The organism is Leifsonia shinshuensis (assembly GCF_022606355.1).
GTDB classification, from domain to species: Bacteria; Actinomycetota; Actinomycetes; order Actinomycetales; family Microbacteriaceae; genus Leifsonia; species Leifsonia shinshuensis_B.
In genome coordinates, this window is record NZ_JAHHZQ010000004.1 from 373,302 (window position 1) to 389,607 (window position 16,306).

17 protein-coding genes are annotated in these 16,306 nt (G+C 72.0%); 9 read left to right on the plus strand and 8 right to left on the minus strand.

Annotation, left to right across the window (positions count from 1 at the left end; all coding sequences use genetic code 11):
* Positions 1 to 109 precede the first annotated feature (109 nt).
* The gene (locus KNO15_RS17110; RefSeq protein ID WP_241705011.1) at positions 110 to 2,059 is read left to right on the plus strand and encodes an esterase/lipase family protein; all 1,950 of its coding nucleotides are present in this window, start codon (positions 110 to 112) and stop codon (positions 2,057 to 2,059) included.
* A 29-nt stretch (positions 2,060 to 2,088) separates the two neighbouring features.
* Here the strand turns inward: KNO15_RS17110 and KNO15_RS17115 are convergent, their stop codons facing one another.
* The 4 genes from KNO15_RS17115 to KNO15_RS17130 all read right to left on the minus strand — a co-directional run bounded on the left by KNO15_RS17115 (position 2,089) and on the right by KNO15_RS17130 (position 5,549).
* Positions 2,089 to 2,949 carry a hypothetical protein gene (locus KNO15_RS17115; RefSeq protein ID WP_241705012.1) on the minus strand — a complete coding sequence of 287 codons (861 nt, stop codon included), beginning with the start codon at positions 2,947 to 2,949 and terminating at the stop codon, positions 2,089 to 2,091.
* Positions 2,950 to 3,038: 89 nt separating this feature from the next.
* A complete protein-coding gene (locus KNO15_RS17120) occupies positions 3,039 to 4,004 on the minus strand; it encodes an RNA polymerase sigma-70 factor (RefSeq protein WP_241705013.1) in 966 nt (321 codons plus the stop codon).
* Positions 4,001 to 4,933, minus strand: coding sequence for an NAD-dependent epimerase/dehydratase family protein (locus KNO15_RS17125; RefSeq protein WP_241705014.1), 933 nt, complete (start codon positions 4,931 to 4,933; stop codon positions 4,001 to 4,003). The genes KNO15_RS17120 and KNO15_RS17125 overlap by 4 nt, the downstream gene beginning before the upstream one ends.
* Positions 4,934 to 5,054: 121 nt before the next feature.
* On the minus strand, positions 5,055 to 5,549 hold the full coding sequence (locus tag KNO15_RS17130) for a hypothetical protein (RefSeq protein ID WP_241705015.1): 495 nt from the start codon (positions 5,547 to 5,549) through the stop codon (positions 5,055 to 5,057).
* Positions 5,550 to 5,699: 150 nt separating this feature from the next.
* Between KNO15_RS17130 and KNO15_RS17135 the strand changes: the two genes are divergently transcribed.
* Both KNO15_RS17135 and KNO15_RS17140 read left to right on the plus strand, forming a co-directional pair.
* Positions 5,700 to 5,900 carry a hypothetical protein gene (locus KNO15_RS17135; RefSeq protein ID WP_241705016.1) on the plus strand — a complete coding sequence of 67 codons (201 nt, stop codon included), beginning with the start codon at positions 5,700 to 5,702 and terminating at the stop codon, positions 5,898 to 5,900.
* Positions 5,901 to 5,944: 44 nt separating this feature from the next.
* The gene (locus tag KNO15_RS17140) at positions 5,945 to 6,526 is read left to right on the plus strand and encodes a YdeI/OmpD-associated family protein (RefSeq protein WP_241705017.1); all 582 of its coding nucleotides are present in this window, start codon (positions 5,945 to 5,947) and stop codon (positions 6,524 to 6,526) included.
* Positions 6,527 to 6,823: 297 nt separating this feature from the next.
* Here the strand turns inward: KNO15_RS17140 and KNO15_RS17145 are convergent, their stop codons facing one another.
* On the minus strand, positions 6,824 to 7,273 hold the full coding sequence (locus KNO15_RS17145; protein ID WP_241705018.1) for a MarR family winged helix-turn-helix transcriptional regulator: 450 nt from the start codon (positions 7,271 to 7,273) through the stop codon (positions 6,824 to 6,826).
* Positions 7,274 to 7,369: 96 nt separating this feature from the next.
* Between KNO15_RS17145 and KNO15_RS17150 the strand changes: the two genes are divergently transcribed.
* The 3 genes from KNO15_RS17150 (at position 7,370) to KNO15_RS17160 (ending at position 10,577) form a co-directional block, all read left to right on the plus strand.
* Positions 7,370 to 7,936: an isochorismatase family protein gene (locus KNO15_RS17150; protein WP_241705019.1), complete on the plus strand. Its 567-nt coding sequence runs from the start codon at positions 7,370 to 7,372 to the stop codon at positions 7,934 to 7,936.
* A 34-nt stretch (positions 7,937 to 7,970) separates the two neighbouring features.
* Positions 7,971 to 8,582, plus strand: coding sequence for a GNAT family N-acetyltransferase (locus tag KNO15_RS17155; RefSeq protein WP_241705020.1), 612 nt, complete (start codon positions 7,971 to 7,973; stop codon positions 8,580 to 8,582).
* 123 nt (positions 8,583 to 8,705) lie between these two features.
* The gene (locus KNO15_RS17160) at positions 8,706 to 10,577 is read left to right on the plus strand and encodes an alkyl/aryl-sulfatase (protein WP_241705021.1); all 1,872 of its coding nucleotides are present in this window, start codon (positions 8,706 to 8,708) and stop codon (positions 10,575 to 10,577) included.
* A gap of 63 nt (positions 10,578 to 10,640) precedes the next feature.
* Here the strand turns inward: KNO15_RS17160 and KNO15_RS17165 are convergent, their stop codons facing one another.
* The gene (locus KNO15_RS17165; protein ID WP_308220451.1) at positions 10,641 to 11,060 is read right to left on the minus strand and encodes a DUF1996 domain-containing protein; all 420 of its coding nucleotides are present in this window, start codon (positions 11,058 to 11,060) and stop codon (positions 10,641 to 10,643) included.
* Positions 11,061 to 11,233: 173 nt separating this feature from the next.
* Here KNO15_RS17165 and KNO15_RS17170 point away from each other — a divergent pair, with 173 nt between their 5' ends.
* The 3 genes from KNO15_RS17170 to KNO15_RS17180 are packed head-to-tail and all read left to right on the plus strand — an operon-like array spanning position 11,234 to position 14,021.
* A complete protein-coding gene (locus KNO15_RS17170) occupies positions 11,234 to 11,920 on the plus strand; it encodes a response regulator transcription factor (protein ID WP_241705023.1) in 687 nt (228 codons plus the stop codon).
* Complete coding sequence (locus KNO15_RS23390; protein WP_241705024.1) at positions 11,917 to 13,287, plus strand: HAMP domain-containing sensor histidine kinase; 1,371 nt, start codon at positions 11,917 to 11,919, stop codon at positions 13,285 to 13,287. Before KNO15_RS17170 ends, KNO15_RS23390 begins: the two co-directional genes overlap by 4 nt.
* 23 nt (positions 13,288 to 13,310) lie before the next feature.
* Positions 13,311 to 14,021, plus strand: a complete 711-nt coding sequence (locus KNO15_RS17180; RefSeq protein WP_241705025.1) for a DUF5666 domain-containing protein — start codon at positions 13,311 to 13,313, stop codon at positions 14,019 to 14,021.
* Positions 14,022 to 14,092: 71 nt separating this feature from the next.
* Here the strand turns inward: KNO15_RS17180 and KNO15_RS17185 are convergent, their stop codons facing one another.
* A complete protein-coding gene (locus tag KNO15_RS17185) occupies positions 14,093 to 15,322 on the minus strand; it encodes an OmpA family protein (protein ID WP_241705026.1) in 1,230 nt (409 codons plus the stop codon).
* Positions 15,319 to 16,302 carry a hypothetical protein gene (locus KNO15_RS17190; RefSeq protein WP_241705027.1) on the minus strand — a complete coding sequence of 328 codons (984 nt, stop codon included), beginning with the start codon at positions 16,300 to 16,302 and terminating at the stop codon, positions 15,319 to 15,321. Before KNO15_RS17190 ends, KNO15_RS17185 begins: the two co-directional genes overlap by 4 nt.
* Between the last annotated feature and the right edge of the window lie 4 nt (positions 16,303 to 16,306).

Consider the following 16,306-nt stretch of genomic DNA (forward strand, 5'->3'; position numbering starts at 1 on the left):
AGCGCAGGTCTGTCGGATGAGCCGGCCGGACTGATATCCCTCGAGGTCGGCAGATGCTCTTCGGACGTCGATCTTGCCGCGCCCCCCGCCCCTGCGCGACAGTGTCACCGTGAACGAGCTTCCGATCGTCTATTGCCGTGGGTATGCCGGCCCCACCAGCCAGATCGACTCCACGGTCAACGATCCCTTCTACGGCTTCAACGAGGGCGCCACCCACACCCGGGTCAACGGGGACGGCGATCCCCAGTTCTACCAGTTCGAGGGGCCGCTGCTCCGGCTGCTCGGCGAGCACGACTACCAGGTGCTCGTGCGGGGGAGTCAGAAGGAGTTGCTCGCGACTGCCGTCGACGGCACGCTCCCGGCGAAGTCGATCTGGATCCACCGCTTCTACGACGAGGCCGCGACCACGTATGCCGCGCCGACGCCGCGCTCGGGGAACCTGTTCGACCGGGCCATCACCTGGACGGAGGATCTCGTCCGCGAGCACACCACGGCACAGGGGTTCGACATCGAGCGGGCGGCGCGCGAGCTCTACGACCTCGTCCTCCAGGTGCGCGAGAAGACCGGCGCCCCGAAGGTGTTCCTCGTCGCGCACTCGATGGGCGGCCTCGTCGCGCGCTGCATGATGCAGAAGGTCTGCGAGGAGGACGGCCGCATCCCCGCCAAGGAGCTCGTCGCCAAGTTCTGCACCTACGCGACCCCTCATGGCGGAATCGTGTTCACCGGCGGCCTCATGAACTGGCTGATGGAGACGTTCGGCCCGGCCGGGTCCGACATCTTCTCGCCGCCCAAGATGTACGGGTATCTGACGCCGGGCAAGAAGTTCGGCGACAAGCCGGTGGGCGAGACGTGGGACCCGCGCGTCATCCCGCCCGATGTCTTCGACGTCGACGACGTGTTCTGCATCATCGGCACCGACTCGAACGACTACAACCTGGCCAAGCTGGGGGTCGGGCCGCGCAGCGACGGGCTGGTGCTCATCGAGAACGCCTACGTGAAGGGCGCGCACCGCGCGTTCGTCTACAAGTCGCACTCCGGCCCGTACGGCGAGGTGAACTCCGAAGAGGGCTACCAGAACCTGTCGCGCTTCCTGTTCGGGCACTGGTCGGTTCAGGTGGAGCTGAGCTCGCTGCCTCCCGCGTCTGCGGTGGACGCCCAGCCGGACGTCGCCTGGCAGGCGGACCTCCAGCTCGCCATCCGCGGGCTGTCGGTGCTCATCACCGAACAGAAGGCGGTGCACTACAACCCGGTGCAGCTGAACGCCGAGATCGCCCAGCACGCGCCGGGAGCGCCGGGCGACGACTCGGTGGACGCGCCGATCCCGCTGGTGGGCACGTTCCTGTTCTCGAAGGAACCGCCCAGCGACCTCCCACCCACGAACGTGACGCCGGGTGTGGGCGACGACCCGACGCCGGCCACCGAGGCGGCGACGGCAGCTGTGCCGGCCGCGGCCGCGCAGGCCGAGCCGCCGCGTCAAGGCTGGTGGCATCGCTTCCTCGACTCGTTCAGCGAGGGCGAGGAGGAGCAGGAGCGCGAGGCCCCGTCGCTGGAGCCGGTAAACGTCGCCCTCGACAATCCCCTGGACCCGACCCTCCCGGCCGTGGCGGCGGCAGCGGTGGCGTCCGTGTCCCACGACCTCGCGGCGCAGGCCGCAGCGCCCGCGGGCAGCTACGAGCAGCTCAGCCAGGATCTCTCCCGGTACGCGCTGACCCTGCGCGTGTACCAGGTCATCTCTCGCAACGGCGTCTTCGACTTCAGCAGCAACCTGGAGCAGGTCGGCGACTGGCAGGACGTGCTCATCGTCGACATCGGCCGCTCCGCGGACGGCCGTTTCGGCGCGTGGACGGGCTGGAACAGCGCGGTGCCCGGAGCGATCAACCAGCTGGGACAGATGGCGAACGAACTGACGCTCACCCCCGACCCGCAGAATCCGAACGTCATCCACGCCGTCCTCCCGCTCCCGGACGCCGCGCGGGCGCTCCCGGTCTTCGGCCCGGCGGCCCGGCTGGCCTTCACGATCACGAACCGCGACGCGATCCCGACGCCGAGGGGCACGTAGACGCCCTCAAAACCGTGTTTTTGGGGCGTTTACCTGCCCCTCGACGGTGTGGTTCCGGGCGTCGACGGCGTGATCGGGCCGGGGCGATCGGCGTAGGTGCGGCCGGTCACCACCAGGCGCAGCACCGCTGCCGCCACGTCGTAGCGTTCCGCCAGCTGAGCCAGCGGGGTGCCGGCCGCGTAGGCCTCCCGGATGCTGCGCACCTCGTCGTCGCCCAGCCGGTGGCGGTGCGGTTCGGCGATGGGGCCGCCGTGCGCCGCGTGGCTGCTGCCCCGGACGATGAGGCTGACCCGCTGCTGACTGGTGCCGAACCGCCGCGCGATCTCGGTCTGCGAGACACCCTCGCTGTGCAGCCGCCGCATCTGCACGACTTCGTCGTCCTCGCCCGCCGTCTCGGCGACCCCGGTCGTGGCGCCGCGGACCACGGATGCGATGGTCCAGTGCGAGACGCCGAAGTCCTCCGCGACCGCCGCGCGGTCGTCTCCCGCTGCGAGACGCTCGCGGATGCGCTCGACCTGCTCGACCGTCAGCGGCCGGGCGCGGGCGGGGACGGAGCTGGTGAGCGGACCGCCGACGTCGGCGAAGGCGCGGCCGGACGCGATGTTCGAGACCATCTGGTGCGAGATCCCGTAGCGCGCCGAGATGTCGGCGCGCGGGGTGCCGGCGGCGATGGCCTCGCGGATGGCCACGACCTCCTCGCTCGTCACTTTGCGGCTCTTGCCCGGAAGGATCGGGCCGCCCGCCTCCAGGCGGGAGCGGCCGGTGACCAGGCTGGACACGGTGTTCTGGCGTACGCCGTACTCATCGGCGAGCTGCACCTGACGGGCGCCCGCGGCGTACTTCTCGCGCAGCTCGCGCACCTGCGCGTCGGTGAGCGGGATGGAGGCCATGAGCCGAGAGTAGCGGCGCGCACGGTCGGGACGGAACGACCCACGCGCCCGGTGCCGTTGTTCGTGCGCTGCTCACTCGGGGAGGCGGCTCACTCGGGGAGCCGGCGCTTGGCCAGCGGAGGCAGCGGGTCGCCGCCGGACGCGAGCCGCGCGCGGTTGGCCTCCCGCACCACCGACCAGGCATCGCCGACCGGACCAACATGACCGAGCTTGTCCGGGTTGATGACGCTGCGGATCGTCTGGATGCCGCCCGGCACGATCTCGAGGACCATCGTGTTGACCACGCCGCCGTCGCGGTCGCGGAACACTGCGCCGGGCTGCCCGTTGATCTGCCGCGGCTCGACGGTTCCGCCGATCGCCTGGAACGGTCCAGACATCGTCACCAGCACGTGCGCCACGTTCTCCAGGCCGACGATCCGCTGAGCCCACTGCGGGGCCTTGCCCCCGCCGTCGCCGACCATGTCGACGTCGGCGACGAGCAGGGCGCGCAGCGCCTCCACGTCGCCCGCGCGGAAGGCATCGAAGAACCGCCCGGCCAGGGCCTCCCGCTCGGCGCGGTCTGCGTCGAACCGCGGACGACCGTCGTCCATGTGCCGCCGGGCGCGCACGGCGAGCTGCCGGCACGCGGCCTCCGACCGGCCGACGGCCGCGGCGATCTCGGGGAAGTCGAACGCGAAGACCTCGCGCAGCACGAACACGGCGCGCTCGAGCGGGGAGAGCCGCTCCAGCAGCAGGAGCGCCGCCATCGAGAGGGAGTCGGACAGCTCGGCCGCGCGCTCGGGGTCCTCGTACGGATCCGAGAGCAGCGGTTCGGGGAACCACGGGCCGACGTAGGCCTCCCTGCGCACGCGGGCGGAGCCGAGGACGTCGATCGAGACGCGGGTCACGACCGTCGAGAGGTACGCCTTGAGCGAGGTCGGCTGCACGTGGGCCGCCTCGAACCGCAGCCACGTCTCCTGCACGGCGTCCTCGGCCTCCGTGACGCTGCCGAGGATGCGGTACGCGATCGAGAACAGCAGCGGCCGCAGGTCTTCGAACGTCTCGTCTCCGGTCATCGCAGTCCCTCCTCGAACCCCTGCCGCCACGACGGGTACCGCAGAATCCAGCCCAGCTCGCGCTTCGCCTTCGCGTTGGAGAAGCCGCGGCCCTCCGTCATCATCATGACGGCCTGATCGCCCGCGGCGATACGGGCGAGCCAGACCGGGACGCGACGGGGAGGCTTGGCTCCCGCGACCCTCGCCAGGTACGGCAACCACTCGCTGGCCGGCGCCGGGTCGTCGTCGACGATGTCGAAGACCCCGGTCGCCCCCTGCTCGAGCGCCAGCACGGTGGCCGACGCCGCATCGTCGAGGTGGATCCACGAGCTGTATCCCTGCGCGCGGCCCACGAGCGGGTACTGCCGCTTGCGGATCATCTCCACCTGGTCGTCCGTCGCGCCGGGGCCGTAGAGCGCGCCGTACCGCAGCACCGTGCCGCCGTGCGCGGTCACCGCATCCTCCACGTGCTTCATCGCCGCCATCACGGGCGCCGTCGGGGTGCCCTCGAACGCGTCGAGCGGGTCGTCCTCCGTCTTCACCCAGCCGCCCTCGCGGAGGCCGTTCCAGCTCGCGTAGCCCTGGGCGAGAAAGCGTGTGACGCCCTGCGCCTGCGCGGCGGCGAGCAGGTGATCGGTGCCCTCCACGCGCAACCGGTTGGTGCCGGCGAACCATCGATCCGGGTGCTTGATGTCGGGCTTGCCGGCGTGCGCCGGGTTGATCGCCGTCATCTGGTGGATGATCGCGTCCGGTTCGGCCGACGCGACGGCGCGACCGACGGCGGCGGCGTCCAGCCCGTCCATGACCACGGCCTGGGCGCCCATCGCCTCGATCACTCCCAGCTTGGCGGCGGACGTCGTCGACGCCGTTACCTCGTGGCCGCGCCCCACCAGTTGCGGCACCAGCCGCCTCCCGAGCACTCCGCTTCCGCCCGCTACGAACACTCGCATCCGTCCACCCTCCCGCTCATTGCGTACACCCCTCAGACGAGGCAGCCCACCTCCGTGTGACACGACGCCCGCGTACGCGTCGGGCGGGGGTCGGGGTCGGCGCCGGGGCTCGGGTGGCGCTTCAGCGGCGGTCGATGGACCGGATGACGAGGACGGTGGCGAGGCCGTAGGCGAGGTGCGGGATGGCGTCGCTCAGCCAGTCGGTGGCCGACCAGGTGCGCGGGTCGCTCACCTTCAGCGCCGCGATCGGCGTGTCGGAGGCGGCCATGGCAGCGGCTCCGGCCGCAGCAGCGGCGACCAGCAGGCCCGCATGGATGCCGGCCCGGCGGCCGACGGCGACCGCGAGCCCGACGCCGACACCGGCGGCGATGCCCGCGAGCGCGCCGAGGGCCGTAACCCGGTTCGGCCGCTTCGAGTCCGGGCCGGGGATCTCGACTCCGGCCCGGTCGGCGAGCGTCTCGACGACCTGCTCGGGGACATCGCTCGACGGCCTCCCGCGCGTGAGCATGTCGAGATAGCCGACGGCGTTGAGCGCCGTGGTGCCCGCCGCCCCGCCGGCGACGCCGGCGAACACGGTCCGCAGGAACGGGGTGGGGGCGTGCGTCTTCGAGGTCATCGCAACTCCTTCGCCGGATGTGTCGACCTCCATGCTCCGCCGACGTACGCCCGGCGGGAACCCCCGGGAACACCGCTCGCGGGTGCGGGGCGGGGCTCTCGCATCACTGCGTCGGCATCGCTACGCTGGCCCGCAGGGAACGGAGGCGCCATGAGCGACAACGGTCGGGGCAGGGTGGTCGTGCAGTCGGCCCAGTGGGGGTTCTTCTTCTTCATCGCCTACATCGGAGCGGCGGTGTACTTCGTATCGGTCTCCGACGGCTCGTTCTGGGGCGTGGTCTGGGGTTTGCTGCAGGCGATCGTCTGGCCGGCGTTCGTCGTGTACCACGTGCTGGTGCTGCTGCACGTCTGAGGCGCTCGGCTCGGATTGTCGGTGCCCGCCGATAGGGTTTCGGCATGGGGATCGATGCGGACGAACTCGTCGTGGCCGATGCCGCCGCCTGGCGCGCGTGGCTCGATGTCAACGAGAGCGTCTCCGACGGGGTCTGGCTGGTGCTCGCCAAGAAGGGCACGACCGACCCGACCTCCCTCACCTACGCGCAGGCGGTCGACGAGTCGCTGTGCAGCGGATGGATCGACGGGCAGAAGCGCAGCCGCGACGCGACCACGTTCGTGGAGCGGTTCACGCCGAGGCGGGCTGCCTCGCTGTGGTCGCAGCGCAACATCGGCCTCGTGGAGGGGCTGATCGCCGAGGGCAGGATGCGCGAGCGCGGGCAGGCCGAGATCGAGCGGGCGAAGGCCGACGGCCGGTGGGAGCGCGCGTACGCGAGCTCGCGCACCGCGGAGATGCCGGAAGACCTCATCGCCGCGCTCGACGTGTCGAAGCCCGCCGCGGCCACGTTCGCGACGCTGAACGCGGCGAATCGCTACTCCGTGCTGCACCGGCTCATGACGGCCCCCAGCGCGACCAGTCGCGGCAACCGCCTCGAGAAGCTCGTCGCCATGCTCGAGCGGGGCGAGACCCCGCACCCGCAATAGCCCCGCACGCACTCAGCACGCGTACCCGCCTCGCTGCTCCCGCGCCATACCGCCGAGGGGAGGAGGCCCTCGGGAGGTCAGGAGGCCCTCGGGAGGTCAGGAGGTGGGGGTGGCTGCGGGCCGGCCCTGCGCGCGCTGGCCCCGCAGGAGACGATCGCCGCCTGCTCGCCGACGACGAGCGCTGGGCTGCTGTCGGCCGCTCGGCCGACTTCGCCGAGGCCTACCCGGTGCCGTTCCCTGCCTGATCCACGCGCCGAAGGGCACCTAAACGCCCCGAACAGCGGGTTTTGAGGGCGTTCAGGTGCCCTTGGGCGGGGTTGGGGCGTCGAGGAGGAGGTGGAGCGCCGCGCGGAAACGCTCGGCGTCGGCGGTGCCCAAGGGCGCGAGGAAGTCGGCCTCGGCGGCCGTGTAGGCGGCCAGCGCCCGGCGGAAGGCCGCGTGCCCCCCCGGGGCGACCTGGACGGCGTTGCGCCGCCGGTCCGCGGGGTCTGGCCGGCGGGTGACGGCCGCCTTGGCCTCGAGGGAATCGATGACGGCCACCATCGTGGTCTGGTCGACGCCGAGCAGGGCGGCCAGCGCCTGCTGCGACAGCGGCTCGTTCGCGATGAGCACGCGCAGCACTGCGTATTCGCGGCGATCCAGCCCGGTCGGGGCGAGGGCGTCGTCGGCCAACCGTTGCAGTCGCAGGTGCACCTTCTTGACGAGGGTCCCGAGCGGCGCGTCGGTCGGAGGCGCGGAGCGGGTCATGGCCCGATCATAGCGTGTGCAAATCATCAGCTGAGCTGATTATTATGGCTACGAACGTTCGCGGTCGTCGGACGCATCCCACCTCGAAGGAGCACCATGAGCATCGAGCTCGAAGAGACCCCCGCCCTCGTCGTCATCGACCTGCAGACCGGCATCCTGGGCCACTCCATCGCGCACCCGATCGAGCAGATCGTCGCGAACTCCGCGCGGCTCGCCGCCGCCTTCCGCGCTGCCGGCCTCCCCGTCGTCCTGGTCAACGTCGAAGGCACGGCGCCCGGCCGCACCGAGCGCGGCAAGGCGTCGGGGCGCGTGGGAGCACGGACGCTGCCGCCGCAGGCGACCGAGCTGCTGCCCGAGCTCGATCGGCAGCCGGGCGACATCGTCGTGACGAAGCGCACGCTCGGTGCGTTCGGGTCGACCGACCTCGACGCGAAGCTGAGGGAGGTCGGTGCCACGCAGATCGTGCTGACCGGCGTCTCCACGACCTCCGGAGTCGAATCGACGGCACGCGCTGCCTTCGAGCTCGGGTATCACGTGGCGTTCGTCGTGGACGCGATGAGCGATGTCGCCGAGGCGCACGAGGCGTCGATCGCCTACCAGTTCCCCAAGCTGGGCGAGCTCGGCACCACGGCCGAGGTGCTGGAGCTGCTGGCCGCCCGCTGAACGGGGTGCCGTCGCGGCGCGCTACAGTTCCGATATGGATGTGCGCACGGCGACGACGGCCGATGTGGAGGCCGTCACCGCGACGCTGGCCCTGGCGTTCCGCGATGACCCGGTGTGGGGCCCCGCCCTGATCGCTGCCGACGGCCGCACCGAGCATCTGCTGCCGTTCTGGCGACCCTACGTGGAGGGTGCCGTCGCCCACGGCACCCTGTTTCTGAGCGACGGTCCGGCGGGGGAGGCCGCGTCGGTCGCGGTCTGGGTCCCGCCCGGGGCCGACGAGTTGACGCCCGAACAGGAACACCAGCTCGACGTGCTGATGGCGGACGTGCTGTCCCCCGAACGGTTCGCCGCCTACGAGCGGCTGTTGACCCTGTTCGAGGGGGCACGCCCGCGCGAGCGCCCGCACATGTACCTGAGCCTGCTCGCCACCCACCCCGACCACCGCGGCCGCGGCATCGGGCAGCAGCTGCTCGCACAGAACCTCGCGCGCTTCGACGCCGGCGGCCTCCCCGCCTATCTGGAGTCGACCAACCCGGCCAACGACCACCGCTACGAGCGCGCAGGGTTCCTGCCGATCGGCCGCTTCCACGCGGTGCTCGACGACGCTGCGGTGACGACGATGTGGCGGGAGCCGGCCGGAGCCTGAAGCGGCCGGGGACGCACGATCCGTGCCGAGGCAGAACGGGTCTTGACGGTGACCTCCCCTCTGCGGGAATCTCGGCGGTAACGGCACGGCCGTCGGGCGTGCGGAACCCGAGGAGACCACGCCATGAAGCAGAACGACCCGACCTCGTCGGTCGCCGACGCCAACGCCGCGCTGATCGGAACGCTGCCGTTCGGCGACGCTACCGATTTCGACGACGCCGATCGCGGGTTCCTCGGCACCCTCGCCGACCCGGTGATCCGCGACGACGACGGCGACACGGTCTGGGACGCGTCGGCGTACGACTTCATCGACGGCGACGCACCCGCCTCCGTCAATCCGAGCCTGTGGCGGCAGTCGATGCTGGTCGCCAAGCACGGGCTCTTCGAGGTCGTGGAGGGGATCTACCAGGCGCGCGGACTCGACCTCTCCGTCATGTCGTTCATCGAGACCGACAACGGCGTCATCGTGGTCGACCCGCTCATCTCGCGGGAGACGGCGGCGGCGGGGCTCGCGCTCTACCGCGAGCACCGCGGCGACCGCCCGGTGGTCGCGGTCATCTTCAGCCACAGCCACATCGACCACTTCGGCGGCGTGCTCGGCGTGGTGGAGGGCGCCGACCTGGAGGCCAGGCGGGTGCAGATCGTGGCGCCGCACGGTTTCCTTGAGCACTCGATCGCCGAGAACGTCTACGCGGGAACGGCCATGGCGCGGCGCGCCGGCTACATGTACGGTGCCGCGCTCGCACGCGGACCCCGGGGCCAGGTCGGCGCCGGTCTCGGTCAGACCACGTCCACCGGCGAGGCCGGCATCCTGGTGCCGACGATCGATGTGAAGGAGACGGGCGAGCGGCACACGTTCGACGGGGTCGAGGTCGAGTTCCAGCTCGCGCCGGGAACGGAGGCGCCGTCGGAGATGCACTTCCACATCCCGCGGTACCGCGCGCTGTGCATGGCCGAGAACGCCACCCACAACCTCCACAACCTGCTGACGCTGCGCGGCGCGCTGGTGCGCGACCCGCACGTGTGGTCGCAGTACCTCACCGAGGCGATCGAACGCTACGGCGACTCGTCCGACGTGCTGTTCGCCTCGCACCACTGGCCGACCTGGGGCGCCGAGCGCATCCGGCACTTCCTCGGCGTCCAGCGCGACCTCTACGGCTACCTGCACGACCAGACCCTGCGCTACATCAACCAGGGCTGCACCGGTGCCGAGATCGCGGAGCTCTTCGAACTGCCTCCCGCGCTCGTCGCCGAGTGGAGCACGCACGGCTACTACGGTTCGGTCTCGCACAACGTCAAGGCGATCTACCAGCGCTACATGGGCTGGTTCGACGGCAACCCCGCGCGGCTCTGGCCGCACCCGCCGAAGGCGCAGGCCGAGCGCTACGTCGCGGCGATCGGCGGCGTGGAGCGCGTGGTCGAACTCGCGCAGCAGGCGTACGACGACGGCGACTTCCGCTGGGCGGCGACGCTGCTCGACCACGCGGTGTTCGCCGATCCGGAGGATGCCGCGGCGAAGGCGCTCTACGCCGACACGCTGGAGCAGCTCGCGTACGGGTCGGAGAACGGCACCTGGCGCAACTTCTTCCTGTCGGGAGCCACCGAACTGCGGGAGGGGAACTTCGGAACGCCGACGACCGCCAACGCGCCGGCCATCCTCATCCAGCTCTCGCCGGAGCAGCTGTTCGACGCGGTAGCGATCACCGTCGACGGGCCGAAGGCCTGGGACCTCGACCTCGCATTCGACATCACCCTGACCGACCTCGGCCGCAGCTTCCACCTGACGCTGCGCAACGGCGTGCTCATCTACGTCGAACGCGAGCCGTCCGGCGACGCACCCCTGCACATCACCCTCAGCAAGCCGCGGCTGCTGACGCTCGTCGGCGGTGACACGACCTCCGACGGACTGACGGTCGAGGGCGACCTGGGCGTGCTGACGCAGCTGACCGACGTGCTCGACCGCGGTGACCCGGACTTCGACATCGTGACGCCATGACGGGCGTGACGCCGTCCGCACCTTCCCACCCTGCGGCGCCGCCTGCGCCCCCGTCACCGGCCCTCAGCGCACCTGCGCGGTGACGCACGCGGCGACGTCGGCATCCATGCGCCCCTGCTGCCATCCGCTCACGAAGTCGGCGTGCCCGGTCACCGGCGGCCCCTGGGTCTGCGGCCCGGTCGAGAGGGTGATCCCTGCGCCGCTGCTCGTCGGACAGGTGATGTGCAGCACCAGCTGCGGGATGTGGACCGGGTGGGAGGGCGGGCATCCCACGGTCGTGGCGTAAACCGCTCCCGAGCGATCGCGGCCGTCCATCGTGTGCCCGTCCCCGTAGTCCGGGAAGGTGATGACCAGCCGAAGCTGCGAACCGCCGGGCAGTCGTGCGGGAGGTCGGCCCGGCCGGGGGCCGGGTCGCCGGTGCTGACGAGGCGACGGCCGCGGCCGTCGCGGCAGCGGTGCCGGCGACGAGCCGCAGCGCGGCACCGAACGCCATCGTCAGTCCGGTGGGCGAGCGCAGCCTCGCGGAAGAACGCAGTGAGAAGCCCATGCCTCATCCGGCCTCCTGCGGGTTCGGGCCGTGAGAGCGGAATGTAAAGAAACGGTAAGGCGGCAAGGAAACGGCGCGGCATCGGTCGCCGAGCAGTCAAGATGGACGGGTGGGCGAAGAGAGAGGTCTGGTGCTCGTCGTGGAGGACGAGGCCGCGATCGTGGAACTCGAACGGTTGTACCTCTCCGGCGCGGGCTTCGGCGTGCACGTCGAGACCGACGGCCGCCAGGCGCTGGCCGCGGTGGACCGGCTGCGGCCGGTCGCGATCGTGCTCGACGTCGGCATCCCGGGACTCGACGGCATCGAGGTGTGCCGCACGCTGCGGGCCAGGGACGACTGGACGCCCGTCATCTTCGTGACCGCGCGCGACGACGAGATCGACCGCATCCTCGGCCTCGAGCTCGGCGCCGACGACTACCTCACCAAACCGTTCTCGCCGCGCGAGCTGGTCGCCCGCATCAAGGGGATGGTGCGCAGGGCGGCCGGGCCGGTCGCGTTCCCGACGCGCACGGTCGGCGGTGTGCGCCTCGACGGTGCGCGGCGCAGAGTGGAGACCGCTGCCGGCCGGGTTGAGCTCACCGCGACCGAGTTCGACCTCCTCGACCGGCTGATGAGCCAGCCGGGACGCGTCTTCACGCGTGAACAGTTGCTCTCGTCGGTGTGGGGCGTCGCCGACTACAGCAGCAGCCGTACCGTGGACGTGCACATCGCCCAGCTGCGGGTCAAACTCGGCGACGCCGCCGGGATCGTCCGTACGGTGCGCGGGGTCGGCTACAGCGTCGCGGACGAGGCGTGACCGGCGCGGCGCCGCGGCGGCGGCTCCTCGGCTCGCTGAGCAGTCGATTCGTGCTGGTGACGTTCGCGGTGGCGCTGATCGCCGTCCTGGTGACGGCGCTGGTGGCGGTGCAGGTGGTGCAGACCGTCGAGGAGGGCCAGGCCCGGCAGCAGCTCAAGACACAGGCCGCGGCGCTCATCTCCTCCGGCCGGGCGAGCGCCGGGCGGCTCGCGGCGGTCGGCGACCGGTTCGCGGTGGTGTCGCCCGACGGCACCGTGACCGGCGCCGCCCGCGCCTTCGTGGGGCCGAAGGTGGTGCGAGATCTGAAGGCCGGCCGGACGGTCTCCACCACGACCACGGTGAACGGCAAGGACGCCGTGCTCGTCGGCATCCCGGGAGGGGACGGCGGAGGCATCGTCGGCGTGCGCAAGGTCGCCGACATCGCCGCGGGAGACTCCGAGCTGCTGCGCGGCATCCTGCTCGCCCTGGTGATCGGCCTGGTCGTCGCGACGGCCGCCGGCGTGCTGCTCGCGCGCCTCCTCGGCCGTCCGCTGCAGCGCCTGGCCGACGGTGCGCGGGCGCTCGCGGGAGGCCGCAGGCGCGTCCCGATCGAGGCGCAGCCGGTCGCCGAGATCGAGGACATCGCGCAGGCGCTGCGCACACTCGACACGGCGCTGGCGACGAGCGAAGACCGGCAGCGGGAGTTCCTGCTGTCGGTCTCCCACGAGATCCGCACGCCGCTCACCGCGATCCGCGGCTACGCGGAGGCGCTGGCCGACGGCGTCATCCCGCCCGACGGCGTCGCGGAGGCCGGCCGGACGCTGTCGGCCGAGTCGGAGCGGCTCAGGCGTTTCGTCGACGACCTGCTCGAGCTGGCGCGGCTGGAAGCGGACGAGTTCACGATCGCACCGCAGCGGTTCGACGCGCGCGACACCGTCGCGGCGGTCCTGCGCGCGTGGTCGGGAGCGAGCGGGGGCGCCGGGGTCGTGCTGCGCGCGTCGCTGCCGCCCGAGCCGCTCGGGGTCGAGACCGATGAAATGCGGCTGCGGCAGATCCTCGACGGGCTGGTCGAGAACGCCCTGCGCGTCGCGCCCGCCGGCTCGGAGATCGTGGTCACCGGGCGCATCCTGCCCGGCCGGGTGGAGGTGTCGGTGCGCGACCGGGGGCCGGGACTGAGTGCAGAGGACGCCCCGGTGGCCTTCGACCGCGGCGCCCTGCACGCGCGCTATCGCGGCGCCCGACCGGTGGGCACGGGGCTCGGGCTCTCGATCGCGCACACGCTCGCCGGCCGGCTCGGAGCGACCATCGATGCCGCGCCGGCGGACGGCGGAGGCGCGGTGTTCCGGGTGACTTTACGTTCCTCTGACACTCCCCGGGCGGCCTCCTGATCTGCCGCCGGCAGGGTGGAGGCATGGACACGAACGAGCCGCGCGGGCACGACGACCCCGGCGCCGACCAGAACGCCCAGGACGTCCAGGGCGCCCGGCGCGATCAGCCGACGACGCCGCTTCCGTGGTGGCAGGAGGGGCACGGCGGCGAGCAGGAGCACCCGACGGCTCCACTGCCCTGGCTGGAGGGGCAGCAGCCGGCGACGGCCCCGGGAATGGCTGTCACGGACAGCATGAAAGCCGGGGAGCCGCTCTCGCGTCCGTCGTTCCTGCGCCGTCACGCGCTGGGCATCGGTGTGGCAGCCGCGGTCGTCGCCGTCGTCGTCGTGGCGGGCGGGACCGCCTGGGGCGTCGCCGCCGCGGTCGCCGGCGGAGACACGGCGGTGCCAGCCGCCATGAACTCGGCGATGCACGCGAAGAAGGGCGCCCCCAGCACGGGCGCGCGCGCCAAGGGCGCCGTCGGCACGGTGACCGCGATCTCCGGCGGCACCTGGACGATGCAGTCGGCCGCAGGCGCGACGATCACCGTGAAGATCGGCTCGTCGACGATCTACGGCACGGCGAAGAAGCCGACCGACGCCTCCTCGTTCGCCGTCGGCGATCGCGTCGGCGTTCTCGGCGCCCGCAGCGGCGACACGGTGACCGCGACCCGCATCGTCCACCTCGCCGCAGCGAAGCACGCGGGCGCCGGCGCACGCTCCGGACCCACGGGCACTCCCACCGCCACCACCTGATCCGCGAAGGGCACATTGTTGTCCCTTGCGGCCTCCGAAAGTGACAACGACGTGCCCCTCGGCGGTCCCCGTCAGCCGCAGAGGGAGACGCCGGCAGAGGTCAGCACGACCGAGCGGTTCTGCTCGGCGAGGGCATCCGAGTAGGCGCCGGAGGCGTCGGTCTCGCTCTTCCAGCCGCACCACTCGTAGCCGACGCCCGCGGTCGCGAGCTTCGCGTCCGGCACGCCGAGCGCTACGAGTGCGGCCTTCACCGCGTTCGCGCGGCGCAGCGACAGCGCGGTGTCCGCCGTGTTATTCGTCGCCTGGTCCTTGGAGGCCGTCCCGGTGATCGTGATGACGCCGCTGTTCTGCTCGATCGACGGCGCGAGCGAGGCGAGCAGCTGCTGCGCCGATGCCGCGTCGGCGAACGTGGCCGTGTCCTTCACGAAGCGCAGGTCGGCGTTGCGGATGACGACCGGGTGCGACCAGTCGGTCTTCGTGCTCACGGCCTCCACCGGTACAGGCGTCACTGTCGGCAACCCGGCCTCTGCACCTCCGGAGGCCGGCTCGGGCAGCAAGGACAGTGTCCCGCCGGCCGCCTTGATCACGGCGGTCCAGATCGCGGTGAGGTTGCTGCGCGCCGGAACGGTCAGCGGCTGCTGGGCGCCCGCGGTGTCGCCCATGCCCGACCAGTAGACGGTCACGCCCTTCAGATCCGTCGGCAGGAGCCCGCGCGACCGCAGGTCGGAGACGACCTGGGCCGGGTCGGCGTAGAGCAGGCCGCTGCCGGCGAAATCGAGCGGGTCAGCGGTCTGGAGGCCGCTGCCGAACACGAGAACGCCGAGCGGGTTCGAGCCGAGGTCGCGCGCGGCCTGGTCGATCGCTCCGAGGAAGTCGACCTGCGGCGACGCCGCCTTGAGGCCGGCGAGGTACGACGTGATCTGGGTGAGCTTGGTGCGCTGGTCGTTCTGGCAGACGATGGCGTCCTGCGCGCTCGACCCGATGGAGGTCGTTCCCATGGTCTGCGGGGTGCCGGACGGGATGACCACCGTCACGCTGCCGTTGCTCTCGCCCGCCGCCTTCAGCTGCGCGGTCGCGCTGGCCGGGACCGTGATGGCCGGCGCGTTGGCGGTGCTTCCGGCGACGACGCCGAGGTTGCGTTTGTGCGACTGGTCGCAGGCCTGGCCGGTGGCGGTCGCCGAGGTGCAGGCCGTCAATCCGGCGGCAGCGACCAGCACGGCGGCGGCAGCGGTCAGCGTGCGCCGGCCGACCGAGCGCACGCGCGCGCCGCCGCGGCGCGGCGGTCTCGCGACGCCGATCAACGCTCGTACCCCCAGGTCGTCGGCGGACCGTCGCCGGCGGGAGCCTCCGCCGTCGCGGCCGACTCTACGGGAGCCGGGTGCGCGGGAGACGACTGCAGAGGCGCCGGCTCCACGGCGGCCGCCGGCGGGAAACCCGGAACGGCAGGAGCCGGCCCCGAGGCCTCCACGACCCGCCGCGCCCGCAGTTCCCGGATGATCTGGCTGGTGCTCTCCGGGTCGCGCGCCCGCTGGGCCAGGCGCGTGGCGATGCGCGCGCGGATGACGTCGAGTCGCGCGTGGAACGTCGTGTAGGCGCCGGCGTAGCGCACTGCGTCCTGGGCGTCGAGCTTCGTCGCGTGGTGTGCGGCCTCCTCGGCTTTCACGGCTTCGGCGAGCAGCCGGTCGCGGTGCGTCCGCAGGCGAGCCACCTGAGCGTGCGCCTTCTCGGCCGCCACCAGCAGCGGACGCGTCGTCAGCCAGGCGACGACGAAGCTGATCGTGCCGGAGGTCGCGAGCACGCCCAGCATGAGGAACGCCATGATCGTGTCCGGCGCCGTCCACGAGAACGTCGGCGTCGTGGCGGTCGACCCGCCGACGAGTCCGGTGAGACCGCCTGCGCCGGCCGCGTCCATGCCCGCCTTGATCCGGGCGATCGTGATCGCGGCGAGCAGCGCGGCCCAGAGCAGCAGCAGGGCGACGGCCACCGGGATCCAGCCGCGGTGCATCACGCGCGCCTGCACGCGCCGCAGCAGGATGGCGGAGACGTGCGGCAGCGACACCACCGCGAGCGAGATGCCGAGCGTGATGACGTACATCTGCAGGCCGATCGAGCCGTACTGGCTGTCGTTGCGCAGCAGCAGCGTGAGTGCCTGCGCGAGCAGGATGTAGTCGACGGCGAGCATCGCCACCAGCAGCACGTAGACGAGCACGTGCGCCAGCGGCGAGAGGTGGCCGACGCTCGGGCGGACCCGGCGCGGCTTGGTGACGATGTCCCTCGGCATGCGG